Consider the following 16,518-nt stretch of genomic DNA (forward strand, 5'->3'; position numbering starts at 1 on the left):
TCTGTAGGAGCTGCCGCAGGCTGCGATCTTTTGATCTTCATGTGAGGCTCAGTGGCTTATCATTAGCCCCTGACGACGCTCACCCAAAGGCTCTCCCGGCATGCTGGCAATCTTCCTCGAAACCCTGAACATCACCGCGCCGGTGTTTGCCATGCTGTTTCTGGGGGTGTTGCTCAAGCGCATCGACTGGATCAACGACAACTTCATCCACACCGCCTCGTCGCTGGTGTTCAACGTCAGCATGCCGGCGCTGCTGTTTCTCGGCATTCTGCATGCGGATCTGCACGCGGCGCTGCAACCGGCGTTGCTGATCTATTTCGCGGTTGCCACGCTGGCGAGTTTTGCCTTGGCCTGGGGCTGGGCGATCATCAAGTGCCCGCGCGAAGATCGCGGCATCTACACCCAGGGCGCGTTTCGCGGCAACAACGGGGTGATCGGCCTGGCGCTGGCGGCGAGCATGTACGGCGACTACGGGATTTCCCTCGGGGCGATTCTCGCGGCGCTGGTGATCCTGTTTTACAACACGTTGTCGACCATCGTGCTCGCGGTATACAGCCCGGTGATCAAGTCCGATCCGTGGAGCATCTGCAAAAGCGTCTTCAGCAACCCGTTGATCATCAGCGTGATTGCAGCGGCGCCGTTTGCCTGGTTCAAGATCAGCCTGCCGGGCTGGCTGGAAACCTCAGGCCAGTACCTGGCGCAAACCACCTTGCCGCTGGCGCTGATCTGCATTGGCGGCACGCTGTCACTGGCGGCGTTGCGCAAGAGCGGGAGCATGGCGCTCAGCTCCAGCCTGGTGAAGATGATCGGTTTGCCGCTGCTGGCGACGCTCGGCGCATGGTTGTGGGGTTTTCGCGGGGCGGAGCTGGGGATTCTGTTTTTGTACTTCGGCAGCCCGACGGCGGCAGCCAGTTTCGTCATGGCCCGGGCGGCGCAGGGTAATCATGAACTGGCGGCGGCGATCATTGTGCTGACCACGCTGATGGCGGCGGTGACCACCAATGTCGGGATCTTTCTGTTGCAGTGGGGTGGGTGGATCTGACGGGCAGGATCAAAAGATCGCAGCCTGCGGCAGCTCCTACAGGAAATGCATTCCTATGTTGGAGCTGCCGCAGACAGCGATCTTTTAGCTTTTCTGGTAACTGTCGATCACTTCCTGCGCCGCGCGAAACGCATCGATCGCCGCCGGCACCCCGGCGTACACCGCGCAATGCAGCAGCGCCTCGCGGATCTCTTCGACGGTGCAGCCATTGTTCAGCGCACCGCGCACGTGGCCTTTCAATTCCTGCGGGCACTTCAATGCCGTCAGCGCGGCAAGGGTGATCAGGCTGCGGGTCTTGAGCGGCAAACCTTCGCGATTCCACACGCCGCCCCAGGCGTGTTCATTGACGAAGTCCTGCAACGGCTGAGTGAACTCGGTGGCATTGCCCAGCGCGCGATCAACGAACGCATCGCCCATTACCTGGCGGCGGATTTCAACCCCGGATTTCTTCGAATCGGTCATGGCACATCCCTCTTGTGGTGTTGGCGGCGCCAGGCGCGTACGGACGTGAACAACAGGAACGCCAGCAGCGTCGGCAGCACGTAAAACAGCATCAGCTTTTCGAGTCTGCCGGCCAGCGGCATGCCGGTGGTGAACGACACCACGTGCAGCCCGTAAGCCAGGTACAAACCGAGCAGCAACAAACCTTCGGCGCGGGTCACGCGGTAGCCGGAATAGAACACCGGCAGGCACAGCGCGGCGACGCCGAGCATCACCGGCAAGTCGAAATCCAGTGCGTTGGGCGATACCGACAGTGGCGTCGGCGCGATCAGCGCGGTGACACCAAGCACCCCCAGCAGGTTGAACAGGTTGGCGCCGATCACGTTGCCCACCGCAATGTCGCGCTGACCGCGCAATGCCGCGATCAGCGAGGTGGCGAGTTCCGGCAGCGAGGTGCCGACCGCGACCACCGTCAGGCCGATCACTCGTTCGGAGAAGCCCAGGTCGGTCGCCACCGCCACCGCCGCGCCCAGCAGCAAATGCCCGGCGAACACCAGCATTGCCAGGCCGACAACGATCATCAGCAGGCTGCTGAACCACGGTGCTTGCGGGGTTTGTGGCAATTCGGAATGCGGCCGGGCCGAGTGCCGCGACTGGCGCAGCAGCAAGCCCAGATACAGCGCCAGTGCGGCGAGCAGCAGGACGCCGTCGAAGCGGCCGATCTGTTCATTCCAGGCGAGGACGAACACCAGCAGGCTGGCGCCGATCATCAGCGGAATGTCCAGGCGCACCAATTGCCGCGAGACCCGCAGCGGAATGATCAGCGCCGACAGGCCGAGGGTCACGAGGATGTTGAAGATGCTGCTGCCGATCACGCTGCCGACGGCGATGTCGGGGTTGTGCGCCAGCGTCGCCTGCAGGCTGACGGCCATCTGCGGGGCGCTGCTGCCGAGGGCGACGATGGTCAGGCCGATAATCAGGGGGCGCACATGCAGGCGCGCCGCCAGACGCACGGCGGCACGCACCATCAGTTCGGCGCCGACGATCAGCAGGAACAAACCGCTGAGCAGTTCGATCACGTTGATCAGCGGTAAATCGGCAAGAGCAAAAATGGTCAGCGCTCCATCAGTCGTCGAGGGCCTGTATGCGCACCCGTGCCGTGCCGCTGCTGAGCATGCCGAGACGTTCGGCCGCTTCGCGCGAGACATCGATCAAGCGGCCACGGGTGTGCGGTCCGCGATCGTTGATGCGCACAATGCAGGATTTTTCGTTTTTCAGGTTGGTGACCTTCACCCGCGTGCCGAACGGCAGTTGGCGATGGGCGGCGGTCAGGGAATTCTGGTTGAACGCTTCGCCGCTGGCGGTGCGCTTACCGTGGTGCCTGGCGCCATAGTAGGAGGCGACGCCGGTCTGGTCGTAACCGTGCGGGTCGATGATGTCGTTGCTGGCGCAACCGGCCAGTAGAGAGAGCAGGGCAAAAAGGCTGAGCAGACGCTTCATTCAAGGTTTCCCAAAAACAAATGCAGGAGTGAGCCTGCTCGCGATAGCGCAATGTCAGACACCGGAAAAGTGACTGTCAAATCGCTATCGCGAGCAGGCTCACTCCTACAGGGGATGGAGCCAGGCTGTTTGTCTGGCTCCATTTTCATCAGCCTTCGAGCTTGCTTTTCAGCAGTTCGTTCACTTGCTGCGGGTTGGCCTTGCCTTTGGAGGCTTTCATGGCCTGGCCCACAAAGAAGCCGAACATCTTGCCGCGTTTGGCTTCGTCGGCCGCACGGTACTGCTCGACCTGCTCGGCGTTGGCCGCGAGCATTTCGTCCAGTACGGCGGAGATCGCGCCGGTGTCGGTCACTTGCTTGAGGCCGCGCTTGTCGATGATCTCGTCCGCCGAGCCTTCGCCGTTGGCCATCGCTTCGAACACCACCTTGGCGATTTTGCCGGAGATGGTGTTGTCCTTGATGCGCTGCAGCATGCCGCCCAACAGCTCGGCGGAGACTGGCGAATCCTCGATGTCCAGGCCTTGCTTGTTGAGCAGGCTGCCCAACTCGACCATCACCCAGTTCGCCGCCAGTTTGGCGTCGCCGCCGATGGCTGCGACTTTCTCGAAGTAGTCCGCTTGCTCACGGCTGGTAGCCAGCACGTTGGCGTCGTAGGCCGACAGACCGAACTGGCTCTGGAAGCGCTCGCGTTTTTGCGGCGGCAGTTCCGGCAGGGTGGCGCGCACCTCGCCCAGGAACGACTCTTCGATGACCACCGGCAGCAGGTCCGGATCGGGGAAGTAACGGTAGTCGTTGGCTTCCTCTTTGGAACGCATCGGACGGGTCTCGTCCTTGTTCGGATCGTACAGACGGGTCTGCTGGATCACTTTGCCGCCGTCTTCGATCAGCTCGATCTGACGCTGGATCTCGGAGTTGATCGCCTTCTCGATGAAGCGGAACGAGTTGACGTTCTTGATCTCGCAGCGGGTGCCGAACTCGACCTGGCCTTTCGGGCGTACCGACACGTTGCAGTCGCAACGCAGCGAACCTTCGGCCATGTTGCCGTCGCAGATGCCCAGGTAGCGCACCAGCGCGTGGATCGCCTTGACGTAAGCCACGGCTTCCTTGGCGTTGCGCATGTCCGGCTCGGACACGATTTCCAGCAGCGGTGTGCCGGCACGGTTCAGGTCGATGCCGGTGGCACCGTTGAATTCTTCGTGCAGACTCTTGCCGGCGTCTTCTTCCAGGTGCGCACGGGTGATGCCGACACGTTTGACGGTGCCGTCTTCCAGCGCGATGTCCAGGTGGCCCTTGCCGACGATCGGCAATTCCATCTGGCTGATCTGGTAGCCCTTCGGCAGGTCCGGGTAGAAGTAGTTTTTACGCGCGAACACGTTGTGCTGACCGATCTCGGCGTCAATCGCCAGACCGAACATCACCGCCATGCGCACCGCTTCCTGGTTCAGCACCGGCAACACGCCGGGCATGCCCAGGTCGATCAGGCTGGCCTGGGTGTTCGGCTCCGCACCGAACTGGGTGGAACTACCGGAAAAGATTTTCGATCGGGTAGTGAGCTGAGTATGAATCTCCAGCCCGATCACGACTTCCCATTGCATGTGTGTCTCCTAGCCTTTTGCTGGGGATTTTGAAACGTCACGAGCGAAGGTAAGGCAAGGCGAAAACTGGCGAGTAAGCGGAGTTGACGTTAGTCAATGAGCATTACGAGCCAGTTTTCAACGCAGCATTACCGAGCGCAGCAGTTTCAAAACCCCTGCGGGGTGCGGGTGTGCCAGTCAGTGTGTAACTGATACTGGTGGGCAACGTTCAACAGGCGACCTTCCTGGAAATACGGCGCGAGCAACTGCACGCCAACCGGCAGACCGTCGACAAAACCGGCCGGCATCGACAGGCCCGGCAGGCCCGCGAGGTTGGCGGTGATGGTGTAGACGTCTTCCAGATAGGCAGCGACCGGGTCGCTGTTCTTGGCGCCGAGCTTCCAGGCCGGGTTCGGCGTGGTTGGGCCGAGGATGATGTCGACCTCATTAAAGGCAGCCATGAAGTCGCTCTTCACCAGGCGGCGGATCTTCTGCGCTTTCAGGTAGTAGGCGTCGTAGTAACCGGCGGACAGCGCGTAGGCACCGACCATGATCCGGCGCTGCACTTCGGTACCGAAGCCTTCGCCACGGGAGCGCTTGTACAGGTCGATCAGGTTTTCCGGGTTCTCGCAGCGATGGCCGAAGCGCACGCCGTCGAAACGCGACAGGTTCGAGGAGGCTTCTGCCGGCGCGATCACGTAGTACGCAGGAATCGCGTGCTGCATGTTCGGCAGGCTGATTTCCTTGATCACGGCACCGAGCTTTTGCAGCTCTTGGATGCTGTTCTGGATCAGTTCGGCGATACGCGGGTCCAGACCGGCGCTGAAGTATTCCTTCGGCACGCCGATGCGCAGGCCTTGCAGCGAATCGCCGAGGCTGGCGGAGTAATCCGGAACCGGCTCATCGATGCTGGTGGAGTCGTTCTGATCGAACCCGGCCATACCTTGCAACAAAATCGCGCAGTCTTCGGCCGTGCGTGCCAACGGGCCGCCCTGATCGAGGCTGGAGGCGTAAGCGATCATGCCCCAGCGCGAAACTCGACCGTAGGTCGGTTTCAGGCCAGTCAGGTTGGTGAATGCCGCCGGCTGACGGATCGAACCGCCGGTGTCAGTGGCCGTGGCCGCTGGCAACAGACGAGCAGCCACCGCCGCCGCCGAACCGCCGGACGAACCGCCTGGCACGTGTTCCAGGTTCCACGGGTTTTTCACCGCGCCATACCAGCTCGACTCGTTGGCCGAACCCATGGCGAATTCGTCCATGTTGGTCTTGCCCAGGGTCACGGCGCCGGCAGCGGCCAGTTTCGCGACCACGGTGGCGTCGTACGGCGCCTTGAAGTTGTCGAGCATCTTCGAGCCGCAGCTGGTGCGGATGCCCAGAGTGCAGAACAGGTCCTTGTGGGCGATCGGCGCACCCAGCAGGGCGCCGCTCTCACCGTTGGCCCGGCGCGCGTCGGCGGCTTTCGCCTGCTCAAGCGCCAGCTCTTGGGTGAGGCTGATGAAGCTGTTGAGCTGCGGATCGAGCTGGGTGATACGCGCCAGCAGGACTTTGGTCAGCTCTTCGGAGGAAAACTTTTTATCGGCGAGACCGCGGGCGATCTCGGCCAGAGTCATTTGATGCATTGCAGGCTCTTTCCCTTTAGTCGATGACTTTCGGAACCAGATACAGGCCGTTTTCGACCGCTGGTGCGATGGACTGATAGGCCTCGCGATGATTGGTCTCGGTCACGACGTCGGCGCGCAGGCGCTGACTGGCTTCCAGCGGGTGGGCCAAAGGCTCGATACCGTCGGTATCGACGGCCTGCATTTCGTCGACCAGCCCGAGAATGCTGTTGAGGGCGGAAGTAATGTGCGGAAGATCGGCATCATTAAGACCTAGACAGGCCAAATGTGCGATTTTTTCCACGTCGGAGCGTTCTAGCGCCATCGGGATTCTCCAGTGGAAAACAGAACGGACGGCGTCCGTGTGTTAGATTGTCGGAACACTACCGCACTTCTACGGTCATAAGGCCGCGATTGTGGGGCTTGGTGCACAGAAAAGCGGCCAATTTAACATATTGGCGCCTTGCCCAAAATCCCTGTCGTTGTTAGAGTTTGCCGCACTTTTTTACCCACGCGTTGCCTAGGGTCCCTTTCCCATGTTCAAGAAACTGCGTGGCATGTTTTCCAGCGATCTTTCCATTGACCTGGGCACTGCCAACACCCTTATTTACGTGCGCGAGCGCGGTATCGTCCTGAATGAGCCATCGGTTGTGGCCATTCGGACACACGGTAACCAGAAAAGTGTCGTAGCTGTCGGCACCGAAGCCAAGCGCATGCTCGGCCGTACGCCGGGCAACATTGCTGCCATTCGTCCGATGAAGGACGGCGTGATCGCCGACTTCAGCGTCTGCGAAAAGATGCTGCAATACTTTATCAACAAGGTTCACGAAAACAGCTTTCTGCAGCCCAGCCCTCGTGTGCTGATCTGTGTTCCATGCAAATCCACCCAGGTTGAGCGTCGTGCCATCCGTGAATCGGCCCTTGGCGCCGGTGCTCGTGAAGTGTTCCTGATCGAAGAGCCGATGGCTGCTGCGATCGGTGCCGGCCTGCCGGTTGAAGAAGCACGCGGTTCGATGGTCGTCGATATCGGTGGTGGTACCACTGAAATCGCGCTGATCTCCCTGAACGGTGTGGTCTATGCCGAATCCGTACGCGTTGGCGGCGACCGCTTCGACGAAGCGATCATCACCTACGTGCGCCGCAACTACGGCAGCCTGATCGGTGAATCGACTGCCGAGCGCATCAAACAGGAAATCGGTACGGCCTACCCGGGCGGCGAAGTTCGCGAAGTCGACGTTCGCGGTCGCAACCTGGCCGAAGGCGTTCCACGCGCATTCACCCTGAACTCCAACGAAGTGCTGGAAGCTCTGCAAGAGTCGCTGGCAACCATCGTTCAGGCCGTGAAGAGCGCCCTGGAGCAATCGCCGCCGGAACTGGCTTCCGACATCGCCGAGCGTGGCCTGGTGCTGACCGGTGGTGGCGCGCTGCTGCGTGACCTCGACAAGCTGCTGGCCCAGGAAACCGGTCTGCCGGTGATCGTTGCCGAAGACCCGCTGACCTGCGTTGCTCGCGGCGGTGGCCGTGCATTGGAAATGATGGACAAGCACACCATGGACCTGCTCTCCAGCGAATAACTCGCCGGTTTGCAATACGTGGGTGAGCGCGCAGGCAGCACTTTGCAGTGCTGCCTGTTGGCGTTTATCTTCTGTCAGTCTTCATCCAGGCCGGTTTGATGCCGTATGAATAAACAGAACATTTGCCTGGGAGGAGCGGCTTATTAAACCGCTTTTCGCCAAGGGCCCTTCGCTGGGTGTGCGCCTGTTGGTGCTGGCCGTGCTGTCGGTCGCGCTGATGGTGGTCGATGCCCGCTTCAGTCTGCTCAAGCCTGCACGCAGCCAGATGTCGCTGGTGCTGATGGACGCCTACTGGATCACTGACCTGCCCGGACGGTTGTGGGACGGTGTTGCCAGTCAGTTCGGCAGTCGCACCGAACTCGTCGCCGAAAACGAAAAACTCAAGACCGAGAACCTGCTGTTGCAGGGGCGCATGCAGAAGCTTGCCGCCCTCACCGAGCAGAACGTTCGGCTGCGCGAGTTGCTCAATTCCTCCGCACTGGTCAACGAAAAGGTCGAAGTGGCCGAGTTGATCGGCATGGACCCCAATCCCTTCACCCACCGCATCATCATCAATAAAGGTGAGCGCGATGGCGTGGTGCTCGGTCAACCGGTGCTCGATGCGCGCGGTCTGATGGGCCAGGTGGTCGAGTTGATGCCGTACACCTCCCGTGTGCTGCTGCTGACCGACACCACTCACAGCATTCCGGTGCAGGTGAACCGTAACGGTCTGCGGGCGATTGCCAGTGGCACCGGTAACCCGGAACGCCTGGAGCTGCGCCACGTCGCCGACACCGCGGACATCAAGGAAGGCGACCTGCTGGTCAGTTCCGGTCTGGGTCAGCGCTTTCCGGCCGGTTACCCGGTGGCGACGGTCAAGGAAGTTATCCACGACTCCGGCCAGCCGTTCGCGATTGTCCGCGCCGTGCCGACGGCTGCGCTGAACCGCAGTCGCTACCTGCTGCTGGTGTTCAGCGACAACCGCACTGCCGAAGAGCGCGCCAACGATGCCGCGCAAGCCCAGGAAAATCTTGATGCGCAGGGCGGTGGCCCGGTGATTCCGGCCACGGTGCCGAAAACCGTGACGCCGCCCGCAGCAGCGCCTGCACCTGCCGCGACCGCCGCTCCGGCCACCAGCGCCACGCCGGCCAAACCGGCCGCCAGCAAGCCGCCTGCGCAAGCCAAACCACCTGCAGCCACGCCCGCGAACAGCAGGCCTGCGGCGTCCCAGCCGGCGGCTCGACCAGCGGCCAAACCGCCTGTCACTGCGCCGGCCACTACCGGGAGACAAGAATAATGGTTGGGGCTACCGCTTCCCGTAACGGCTGGATGGTCTGGCTGACGTTTCTTATCGGCCTGCTGCTCAGCGTGTCGCCGATGCCGCAATTCATGGAAATCCTGCGTCCGCTGTGGCTGGCGCTGCTCTTGACGTTCTGGGCTCTGGCGCTGCCGCAAACCGTCGGCATGGTCACGGCGTTTTGCCTGGGGCTGGCCGAAGATGTGCTGTACGGCACGCTGCTTGGGCAGAACGCCTTGATCCTGACGCTGATCACCTTCCTGGTGCTGTCGTTGCAGCAGCGCCTGCGAATGTTCCCGATATGGCAGCAATGCCTGGTGATCCTGGTGATCTTCGGTCTCGCACAGCTGGTTCAGCTGTGGCTCAGCGCCCTGACCGGCAACCGTCAGCCAACCCTGGCCCTGGTGCTGCCGGCATTGACCAGTGCCTTGCTCTGGCCGTGGGTCAGCTTCGCTTTGCGTGGATTGCGCCGCCGCTACAAAATCAATTGATCCGGTGAGGCTGGGCACTGAACAGGGAGATGTTTTGATGAAGCCGCTGTACCTCGCCTCTGGATCGCCCCGTCGGCGTGAATTGCTCACGCAGATCGGCGTGCCATTTTCCGCCATCAGTGCGGACATCGATGAAACCCCGCTACCCGAAGAATCGCCTTCGGCCTATGTCGAGCGCCTGGCGCGCGGCAAGGCCGAGGCTGGTCGCCGCACGCTCGCGTCCGACGCGGCGTTTTGCGTTCTGGGGGCAGACACCGCCGTGGTGCTCGACGGCAAAATTCTTGGCAAACCGGTGGACGAAGCCGAGGCATGCGCCATGCTGATGATGTTGTCCGGCAAGGAGCATGAGGTGCTGACGGCCATCGCCGTGCTGGAAGGTGAGCGCTGTGAGTCGCGAGTGGTGCGCAGTCTGGTGCGGTTCCGCCCGATCAGTCGCGACGAAGCCGCCGCCTACTGGGCCAGCGGCGAGCCTCGGGACAAGGCCGGCGGTTATGGCATTCAGGGCCTGGGCGCGGTGTTTGTCGCGGGCCTCAACGGCAGCTATTCGGCCGTGGTCGGGCTACCGGTTTGCGAAACCGCAGAACTGTTGGGCCATTTCGGCATACCCTGTTGGCAAAACCTGCACGCGCAATGAGCGTCGTACGAATCAAGATGCGGCCATTATCGTGAACATGCCTGAACGAGATCCTGCCATGAGTGAAGAGATTCTGATCAACATCACGCCGATGGAGTCGCGTGTGGCGGTGGTCGAAAACGGTGTGCTGCAAGAAGTCCATGTCGAGCGCACGCAAAAACGCGGGATCGTCGGCAACATCTATAAAGGCAAGATCGTGCGAGTGCTGCCGGGCATGCAGGCGGCTTTCGTCGACATCGGCCTGGACCGCGCCGCGTTCATTCACGCCTCGGAAATTTCCTTGCGTGAAGGGCCGGCGGTCGAGAGCATCAGCTCGCTGGTGCACGAAGGCCAGAGTCTGGTGGTGCAAGTCACCAAGGACCCGATCGGTTCCAAAGGCGCGCGGTTGACCACGCAACTGTCGATCCCGTCGCGCTATCTGGTGTACATGCCGCGCACCGCCCACGTTGGCATTTCCCTGAAAATCGAAGACGAAGCCGAGCGCGAGCGCCTCAAGCAGGTGGTCAGCGATTGCGTGGCCAAGGAAGGGATCAAGGAGGCCGGTGGCTTCATCCTGCGTACCGCCGCCGAAGGCGCCGGGGCCGATGAAATCCTCATGGACATCCGCTACCTGCGGCGCCTGTGGGATCAGATCAATGTGCAGATCCAGACCATCGGCGCGCCGAGTGTGATTTATGAAGACCTCGGGCTGGCCCTGCGCACCTTGCGTGACCTGGTCAGCCCGAAGATCGAGAAGATCCGCATCGACTCCCGGGAAACCTTCCAGAAAACCACGCAGTTCGTCGCTGAACTGATGCCTGAAATCGCTGATCGCCTCGAACACTACCCGGGCGAGCGGCCGATTTTCGACCTGTATGGCGTCGAAGACGAAATCCAGAAAGCCCTTGAGCGCAAAGTGCCGCTCAAGTCCGGCGGCTATCTGGTGGTCGATCCGGCGGAAGCCATGACCACCATCGACGTCAACACCGGGGCATTCGTCGGCCATCGCAATCTTGAAGAAACCATCTTCAAGACCAACCTCGAAGCTGCCACCGCGATTGCCCGTCAGCTGCGCCTGCGTAATCTGGGCGGGATCATCATCATTGACTTCATCGACATGGAAGATGAAGAGCACCAGCGTCAGGTGCTGCGTACCCTGGAAAAACAGCTCGAGCGTGATCACGCCAAGACCAACATCATCGGCATCACTGAGCTGGGCCTGGTGCAGATGACCCGCAAGCGCACCCGCGAAAGCCTGGAGCAAGTGCTGTGCGAGCCGTGCAGCAGTTGCCAGGGCCGCGGCAAGTTGAAGACCCCGGAAACCATCTGTTACGAAATCTTCCGCGAGATTCTGCGTGAAGCCCGTGCCTATCAGGCCGAGGGTTATCGGGTGTTGGCGAACCAGAAAGTGGTGGATCGACTGCTTGATGAAGAATCCGGTAACGTCGCCGAGCTTGAAGGGTTCATCGGTCGCACCATACGCTTTCAGGTCGAAACCATGTATTCCCAGGAACAATATGACGTGGTGCTGCTCTGAACCCCTGCGGCACATTTAATCCACAACGGCTGGCCTCAGCTTTTCGCAGTTTTTTCGCCATGGGAGCCAACTGACATGGAGCGTCTGACACGCATTCTGGCCGCACTTACCCGCTGGGGGTTGGGCCTGTGCGCGTTGGTTCTGGTGTTGATGGCGTTGTACGTCAGCCTCGGTCGGGAACTGACGCCGCTGGTGGCGGAGTACCGCGCGGACATCGAAGACAAGGCCAGTGCCGCCCTTGGCATGCCGCTACGGATCGGTGAACTGGAAGGTAACTGGAGCGGATTTGCGCCGATCCTGCTGGCCCATGACGTGATGGTCGGCGACGGCGCCAATGCCTTGCGTCTGGACCGGGTGCGCGCCGTGCCGGATCTCTGGGCCAGCCTGCTGGCGCGCGAAGTACGCATCGCCCATCTGGAATTGAACGGTCTGAAGATCAGCCTCAAGGAAGCGCAGGACGGCACCTGGGCGCTGGAAGGCTTGCCGGTGCAGAACGATCAGCCGCTCAATCCCGAGCAACTGTTCAACCGCTCGCAGATGATTCAGCAACTGTCGGTGCTCGACAGTCAGGTGACCGTGCTGCCGCTGGACCACGCGCCGATGACGTTCACCTACGTCGGCCTCAACCTGAAAACCGGTGCCAGCCGGCAGCGTCTTGATGCGCGATTGACCTTGCCCGACGGGCAACCGGTGGCCATGAGCCTGCGCACACGGATCCGCCCCACGCAGTTGCCCGGCAGCTCGGTGGAGGGTTATGTCAGCCTGCCGCAAAGCGACTGGTCGAAGTGGTTGCCCGAGCGTTTGACCCAGCAGTGGAATTTTTCCCGGATAAAGGCTGGTGGCGAGCTCTGGGTGAACTGGAATGACGGCGCCCTGCAGAGCGCCGCCATTCGTTTGAATGCGCCACAACTGAACGGCGCCTATGCCGAGCGCAAGCCGATCCAGATCAACAATCTGGCGCTCAACGGCTACTACCAGCGCGGCGATGACGGCGCGACCGTTACCCTCGATTCACTGGCGATGAACTTCGGCGAGACCCGCTGGGAATCCCATGTGCAGCTCAAGCAGACGGCAGCCACCGATAAAGTCGAAGAACTCTGGCATTTGCAGGCTGATCGCCTCGATCTGACGCCGATTACTCCGCTGCTGAATGCGCTGGGGCCGTTGCCGGAAGGTTTCGCTACCGTCGTCGACCACCTGAAAGTGACAGGTGGGCTGCGCAATGTGCTGCTGGATTTTCGTCCCAACGCCACCGACGGCTCGAAATTCAGCTTCGCTGCCAATCTGGATCAAGTCGGTTTCGACGCCTATCACGGTGCCCCGGCGGCGCGAAACGTCAGTGGCAGCCTCAGCGGCAACCTCGACGGTGGCGAGTTGCGCATGGACAGCAAGGATTTTGTCCTGCACCTCGATCCGATCTTCGCCAAGCCATGGCAATACATTCAAGCCAACGCCCGGTTGACCTGGAAACTCGACAAGGACGGTTTCACCCTGATCGCGCCGTACCTGAAGGTGCTCGGCGAAGAGGGCAAGATTGCTGGCGACTTCCTGATTCGCCTGCATTTCGACCATACCCAGGAAGACTACATGGACCTGCGCGTCGGCCTGGTCGATGGCGACGGTCGATACACTGCCAAATACCTGCCCGAAGTCCTCAGCCCGGCCCTCGACGAATGGCTGCGTACGGCGATCCTCAAGGGTGCGGTGGACCAGGGCTTCTTCCAGTACCAGGGTTCGCTGAGCAAAAATGCCAAGGACGTTGATCGCAGTATCAGCCTGTTCTTCAAGGTGCATGATGCCGAGCTGGCATTCCAGCCGGGCTGGCCGCACGTGAGCAAGGTCAGCGGCGATGTGTTCATTGAGGACAGCGGTGTGCGCATCGTGGCCGACAAGGGCCAGTTGCTCGACACCCAGGTCAGCGATGTTTTCGTCAACATTCCCCATGTGCCGGCCGGGCAGCCTGTGCATCTGTTCCTCGACGGCGGTTTTGCCGGCGGGTTGGGCGATGGTCTGAAAATTCTGCAGACTGCACCGATCGGCACCGGTGAAACCTTCGCCGGTTGGGAAGGCGAGGGTGATCTGCAGGGTAAGGTCAAACTCGACATCCCGCTGGAAAAGGGCGATCTGCCGAAGATCCTCGTCGACTTCAAGACCGCCAATGCGCGTCTTAAACTGGCCGAGCCGAAGCTTGAGCTGAGCCAGCTCAAGGGGGATTTCCGCTTCGACAGCGCCAGGGGCCTGAGCGGGCAGAACATCGCCGCCAGGGCTTTCGACAAGCCTGTGACCGCGCAGATTTTCGCTGATGGCAGCCCGAACAGGCTCAAGACTCGGGTCGCGGCTTCCGGGCAGGTCGAGGTCAAGAAACTCACCGACTGGCTGGGCGTGACGCAGCCGTTGCCGGTGTCTGGGACCATTCCTTATCAGTTACAGGTCAACCTTGACGGTACCGACAGTCAGCTGACCGTCAGTTCCAGCATGAAAGGCGTGGCGGTGGATCTGCCGGCGCCGTTCGGCATGTCGGCCGAGCAGGGCCGTGACACCGTGTTTCGCATGACCCTGCAAGGCCCGGAGCGGCGTTACTGGGTCAGTTACGATCAACTGGCGAGCTTCACCTTCGCCGCGCCACCGGGCAATATCGCTGATGGCCGGGGCGAGCTGTTCCTCGGTACGGGCGACGCGGTCCTGCCGGATGCCAAGGGCCTGCGTATACGCGGTGTGCTGTCTGAGCTGGATGTGGGGCCGTGGCAGGATCTGGTCAACAAATACGCCGGTAACGATCCGGGTGGCAGCGCCAAGCAACTGCTCAACAGCGCCGATTTCAAAGTGGGCAAGCTCAGCGCATTCGGCACCATGCTCGATCAGGCTGCGGTGCAGGTCAATCGCAAACCGTGGGCGTGGAACCTGTCGCTCGACAGTCAGCAGGCCAAGGGTTCGGCCAGCCTTCCCGATGCCAAAGGCGCACCGATCGCGGTCAATCTGCAATACGTGCGGCTGCCGGCGCCGGACCCGGCGGTGCAGGCCGATGAGAATTCGCCCGATCCGCTGGTTTCCGTCGACCCGACGAAGATTCCCGCGCTGGATATCACCATCAATCAATTGTTTCTGGGCCAGGATCTGGTCGGCGGCTGGTCACTGAAGGTGCGTCCGACAGCCAAAGGCATCGCCCTGAACAACCTCGACATGGGCCTCAAGGGCATCCTGTTGCAGGGCAATGGCGGCTGGGAAGGTGCGCCGGGCTCGACCAACAGCTGGTTCAAGGGCCGGATCAGCGGCAAGAACCTCGCTGACGTGCTCAAGGGCTGGGGCTTTGCGCCGAGCGTGACCAGCGAAGAATTCCACATGGACGTCGATGGCCGCTGGCCAGGCTCGCCGGCATGGCTGGCGACCAAGCGCTTCTCCGGCACCCTGGATGCCTCGCTCAATAAAGGTCAGTTCGTTGAAGTGGAGGGCGGCGCGCAGGCGTTGCGGGTGTTCGGTCTGCTCAACTTCAACTCCATCGGTCGCCGACTGCGTCTGGACTTCTCCGACTTGTTTGGCAAAGGCTTGAGCTACGACCGGGTCAAGGGCCTGCTGGTGGCCAACGCCGGTGTGTATGACACTCGCGAGCCGATCCGCCTGACCGGTCCGTCGAGCAACATTGAACTCAACGGTACGCTGGACCTGGTCCGTGAGCAGGTCGATGCCAAGTTGCTGGTGACGTTGCCGGTGACCAACAACCTGCCGATTGCGGCGCTGATCGTCGGCGCGCCGGCGGTCGGCGGGGCGTTGTTCCTGATCGACAAGCTGATCGGTGATCGCGTGGCGCGCTTCGCCAGCGTCAAATACACCGTCAAAGGGCCGTGGAAAGAGCCGAAAATCACCTTCGACAAGCCTTTTTAACTAGCAGAAACTACCCCTTGGTAGGAGCTGCCGAAGGCTGCGATCTTTTGATTTGGTTTTTTAGAGTCAGATCCAAAGATCGCAGCCTTCGTCAGCTCCTACAAAGTTAGGTGCAGATCCCGAGGAGCGGCCATGTCTTTAGCGGTGATTCAAATGGTCAGCCAGAGCGATGTGCTGGCCAATCTGGCCCAGGCCCGACGCCTGCTCGAGCAGGCCGCGGCCGGCGGTGCGAAGCTGGCAGTGCTGCCGGAAAACTTCGCCGCCATGGGCCGTCGCGACATTGCCGACATCGGCCGCGCCGAAGCGCTCGGCGAAGGCCCGATCCTGCCATGGTTGAAACAGACCGCCCGCGACCTCAAGTTATGGATAGTGGCCGGCACGTTGCCGTTGCCGCCACTTGGGCAGCCGGACGCCAAGTCCCACGCCTGTTCGCTGCTGGTCAACGATCAGGGGGAAACCGTGGCGCGGTATGACAAGTTGCACCTGTTCGACGTCGATGTGGCGGACAATCGCGGGCGGTATCGCGAATCCGATGACTATGCTTATGGCAGTGGTGTCGTGGTGGCGGATACGCCGGTCGGCCGGGTCGGTCTGACCGTGTGCTATGACCTGCGTTTTCCGGAGCTGTACAGCGAGTTGCGCGCCGCCGGTGCTGAGTTGATCACGGCGCCATCGGCGTTTACGGCGGTGACCGGTGCAGCGCATTGGGACGTGCTGATTCGTGCCCGGGCCATCGAGACTCAGTGCTATGTGTTGGCGGCAGCACAGGGCGGGACCCACCCGGGACCGCGGGAAACCTTCGGTCACGCAGCGATCATCGATCCGTGGGGCCGGGTGCTGGCGCATCAGGATCAAGGCGAAGCGGTGTTGTTGGCCGAACGCGACAGTGATGAACAGGCGTCTATCAGGGCGCGAATGCCGGTGACGAATCATCGGCGGTTTTTCTCGCAGGGCGCACAGCGGCCTGCTTCAGAACATGAATTTAAGGCGTAAA

At 61.5% G+C, this 16,518-nt stretch carries 14 protein-coding genes; 8 read left to right on the plus strand and 6 right to left on the minus strand.

Annotation, left to right across the window (positions count from 1 at the left end):
• The first annotated feature begins 100 nt into the window (after positions 1-100).
• Positions 101-1,042, plus strand: coding sequence for an AEC family transporter (locus tag NN484_RS00775; RefSeq protein WP_127651168.1), 942 nt, complete (start codon positions 101-103; stop codon positions 1,040-1,042).
• 84 nt (positions 1,043-1,126) lie between these two features.
• Here NN484_RS00775 and NN484_RS00780 read toward each other — a convergent pair whose 3' ends face one another.
• The 6 genes from NN484_RS00780 to gatC all read right to left on the minus strand — a co-directional run bounded on the left by NN484_RS00780 (position 1,127) and on the right by gatC (position 6,479).
• The gene (locus NN484_RS00780; protein ID WP_127651167.1) at positions 1,127-1,504 is read right to left on the minus strand and encodes a carboxymuconolactone decarboxylase family protein; all 378 of its coding nucleotides are present in this window, start codon (positions 1,502-1,504) and stop codon (positions 1,127-1,129) included.
• Positions 1,501-2,562 carry a calcium/sodium antiporter gene (locus NN484_RS00785; protein ID WP_127651166.1) on the minus strand — a complete coding sequence of 354 codons (1,062 nt, stop codon included), beginning with the start codon at positions 2,560-2,562 and terminating at the stop codon, positions 1,501-1,503. The genes NN484_RS00780 and NN484_RS00785 overlap by 4 nt, the downstream gene beginning before the upstream one ends.
• A gap of 46 nt (positions 2,563-2,608) precedes the next feature.
• Positions 2,609-2,983, minus strand: a complete 375-nt coding sequence (locus NN484_RS00790; RefSeq protein ID WP_215501830.1) for a septal ring lytic transglycosylase RlpA family protein — start codon at positions 2,981-2,983, stop codon at positions 2,609-2,611.
• A gap of 148 nt (positions 2,984-3,131) precedes the next feature.
• On the minus strand, positions 3,132-4,577 hold the full coding sequence (gatB, locus tag NN484_RS00795) for an Asp-tRNA(Asn)/Glu-tRNA(Gln) amidotransferase subunit GatB (protein WP_274658436.1): 1,446 nt from the start codon (positions 4,575-4,577) through the stop codon (positions 3,132-3,134).
• Positions 4,578-4,723: 146 nt separating this feature from the next.
• Entirely contained in the window at positions 4,724-6,175 is a 1,452-nt protein-coding gene (gatA, locus tag NN484_RS00800) for an Asp-tRNA(Asn)/Glu-tRNA(Gln) amidotransferase subunit GatA (RefSeq protein ID WP_274658437.1), read from the minus strand.
• Positions 6,176-6,191: 16 nt separating this feature from the next.
• Positions 6,192-6,479 carry an Asp-tRNA(Asn)/Glu-tRNA(Gln) amidotransferase subunit GatC gene (gene gatC / locus NN484_RS00805; RefSeq protein WP_003221657.1) on the minus strand — a complete coding sequence of 96 codons (288 nt, stop codon included), beginning with the start codon at positions 6,477-6,479 and terminating at the stop codon, positions 6,192-6,194.
• 211 nt (positions 6,480-6,690) lie between these two features.
• Between gatC and mreB the strand changes: the two genes are divergently transcribed.
• The 7 genes from mreB to NN484_RS00840 all read left to right on the plus strand — a co-directional run bounded on the left by mreB (position 6,691) and on the right by NN484_RS00840 (position 16,517).
• Positions 6,691-7,728 (plus strand): rod shape-determining protein MreB, encoded by a 1,038-nt coding sequence (gene mreB, locus NN484_RS00810; protein WP_002555108.1) that lies wholly within the window; start codon positions 6,691-6,693, stop codon positions 7,726-7,728.
• Positions 7,729-7,870: 142 nt separating this feature from the next.
• The gene (gene mreC / locus NN484_RS00815) at positions 7,871-9,004 is read left to right on the plus strand and encodes a rod shape-determining protein MreC (protein ID WP_127651162.1); all 1,134 of its coding nucleotides are present in this window, start codon (positions 7,871-7,873) and stop codon (positions 9,002-9,004) included.
• Entirely contained in the window at positions 9,004-9,495 is a 492-nt protein-coding gene (mreD, locus tag NN484_RS00820; protein WP_127651161.1) for a rod shape-determining protein MreD, read from the plus strand. The genes mreC and mreD overlap by 1 nt, the downstream gene beginning before the upstream one ends.
• A gap of 37 nt (positions 9,496-9,532) precedes the next feature.
• Positions 9,533-10,129, plus strand: coding sequence for a Maf family protein (locus tag NN484_RS00825; RefSeq protein WP_215501827.1), 597 nt, complete (start codon positions 9,533-9,535; stop codon positions 10,127-10,129).
• Positions 10,130-10,187: 58 nt separating this feature from the next.
• A complete protein-coding gene (rng, locus tag NN484_RS00830) occupies positions 10,188-11,645 on the plus strand; it encodes a ribonuclease G (RefSeq protein ID WP_274658438.1) in 1,458 nt (485 codons plus the stop codon).
• Positions 11,646-11,720: 75 nt separating this feature from the next.
• The gene (locus NN484_RS00835; protein WP_274658439.1) at positions 11,721-15,524 is read left to right on the plus strand and encodes a YhdP family protein; all 3,804 of its coding nucleotides are present in this window, start codon (positions 11,721-11,723) and stop codon (positions 15,522-15,524) included.
• 132 nt (positions 15,525-15,656) lie between these two features.
• A complete protein-coding gene (locus NN484_RS00840; RefSeq protein ID WP_127651158.1) occupies positions 15,657-16,517 on the plus strand; it encodes a carbon-nitrogen hydrolase family protein in 861 nt (286 codons plus the stop codon).
• Position 16,518 lies beyond the last annotated feature (1 nt).

Origin of the sequence: Pseudomonas serboccidentalis (genome assembly GCF_028830055.1) — a bacterium.
Lineage (GTDB): Bacteria > Pseudomonadota > Gammaproteobacteria > Pseudomonadales > Pseudomonadaceae > Aquipseudomonas > Aquipseudomonas serboccidentalis.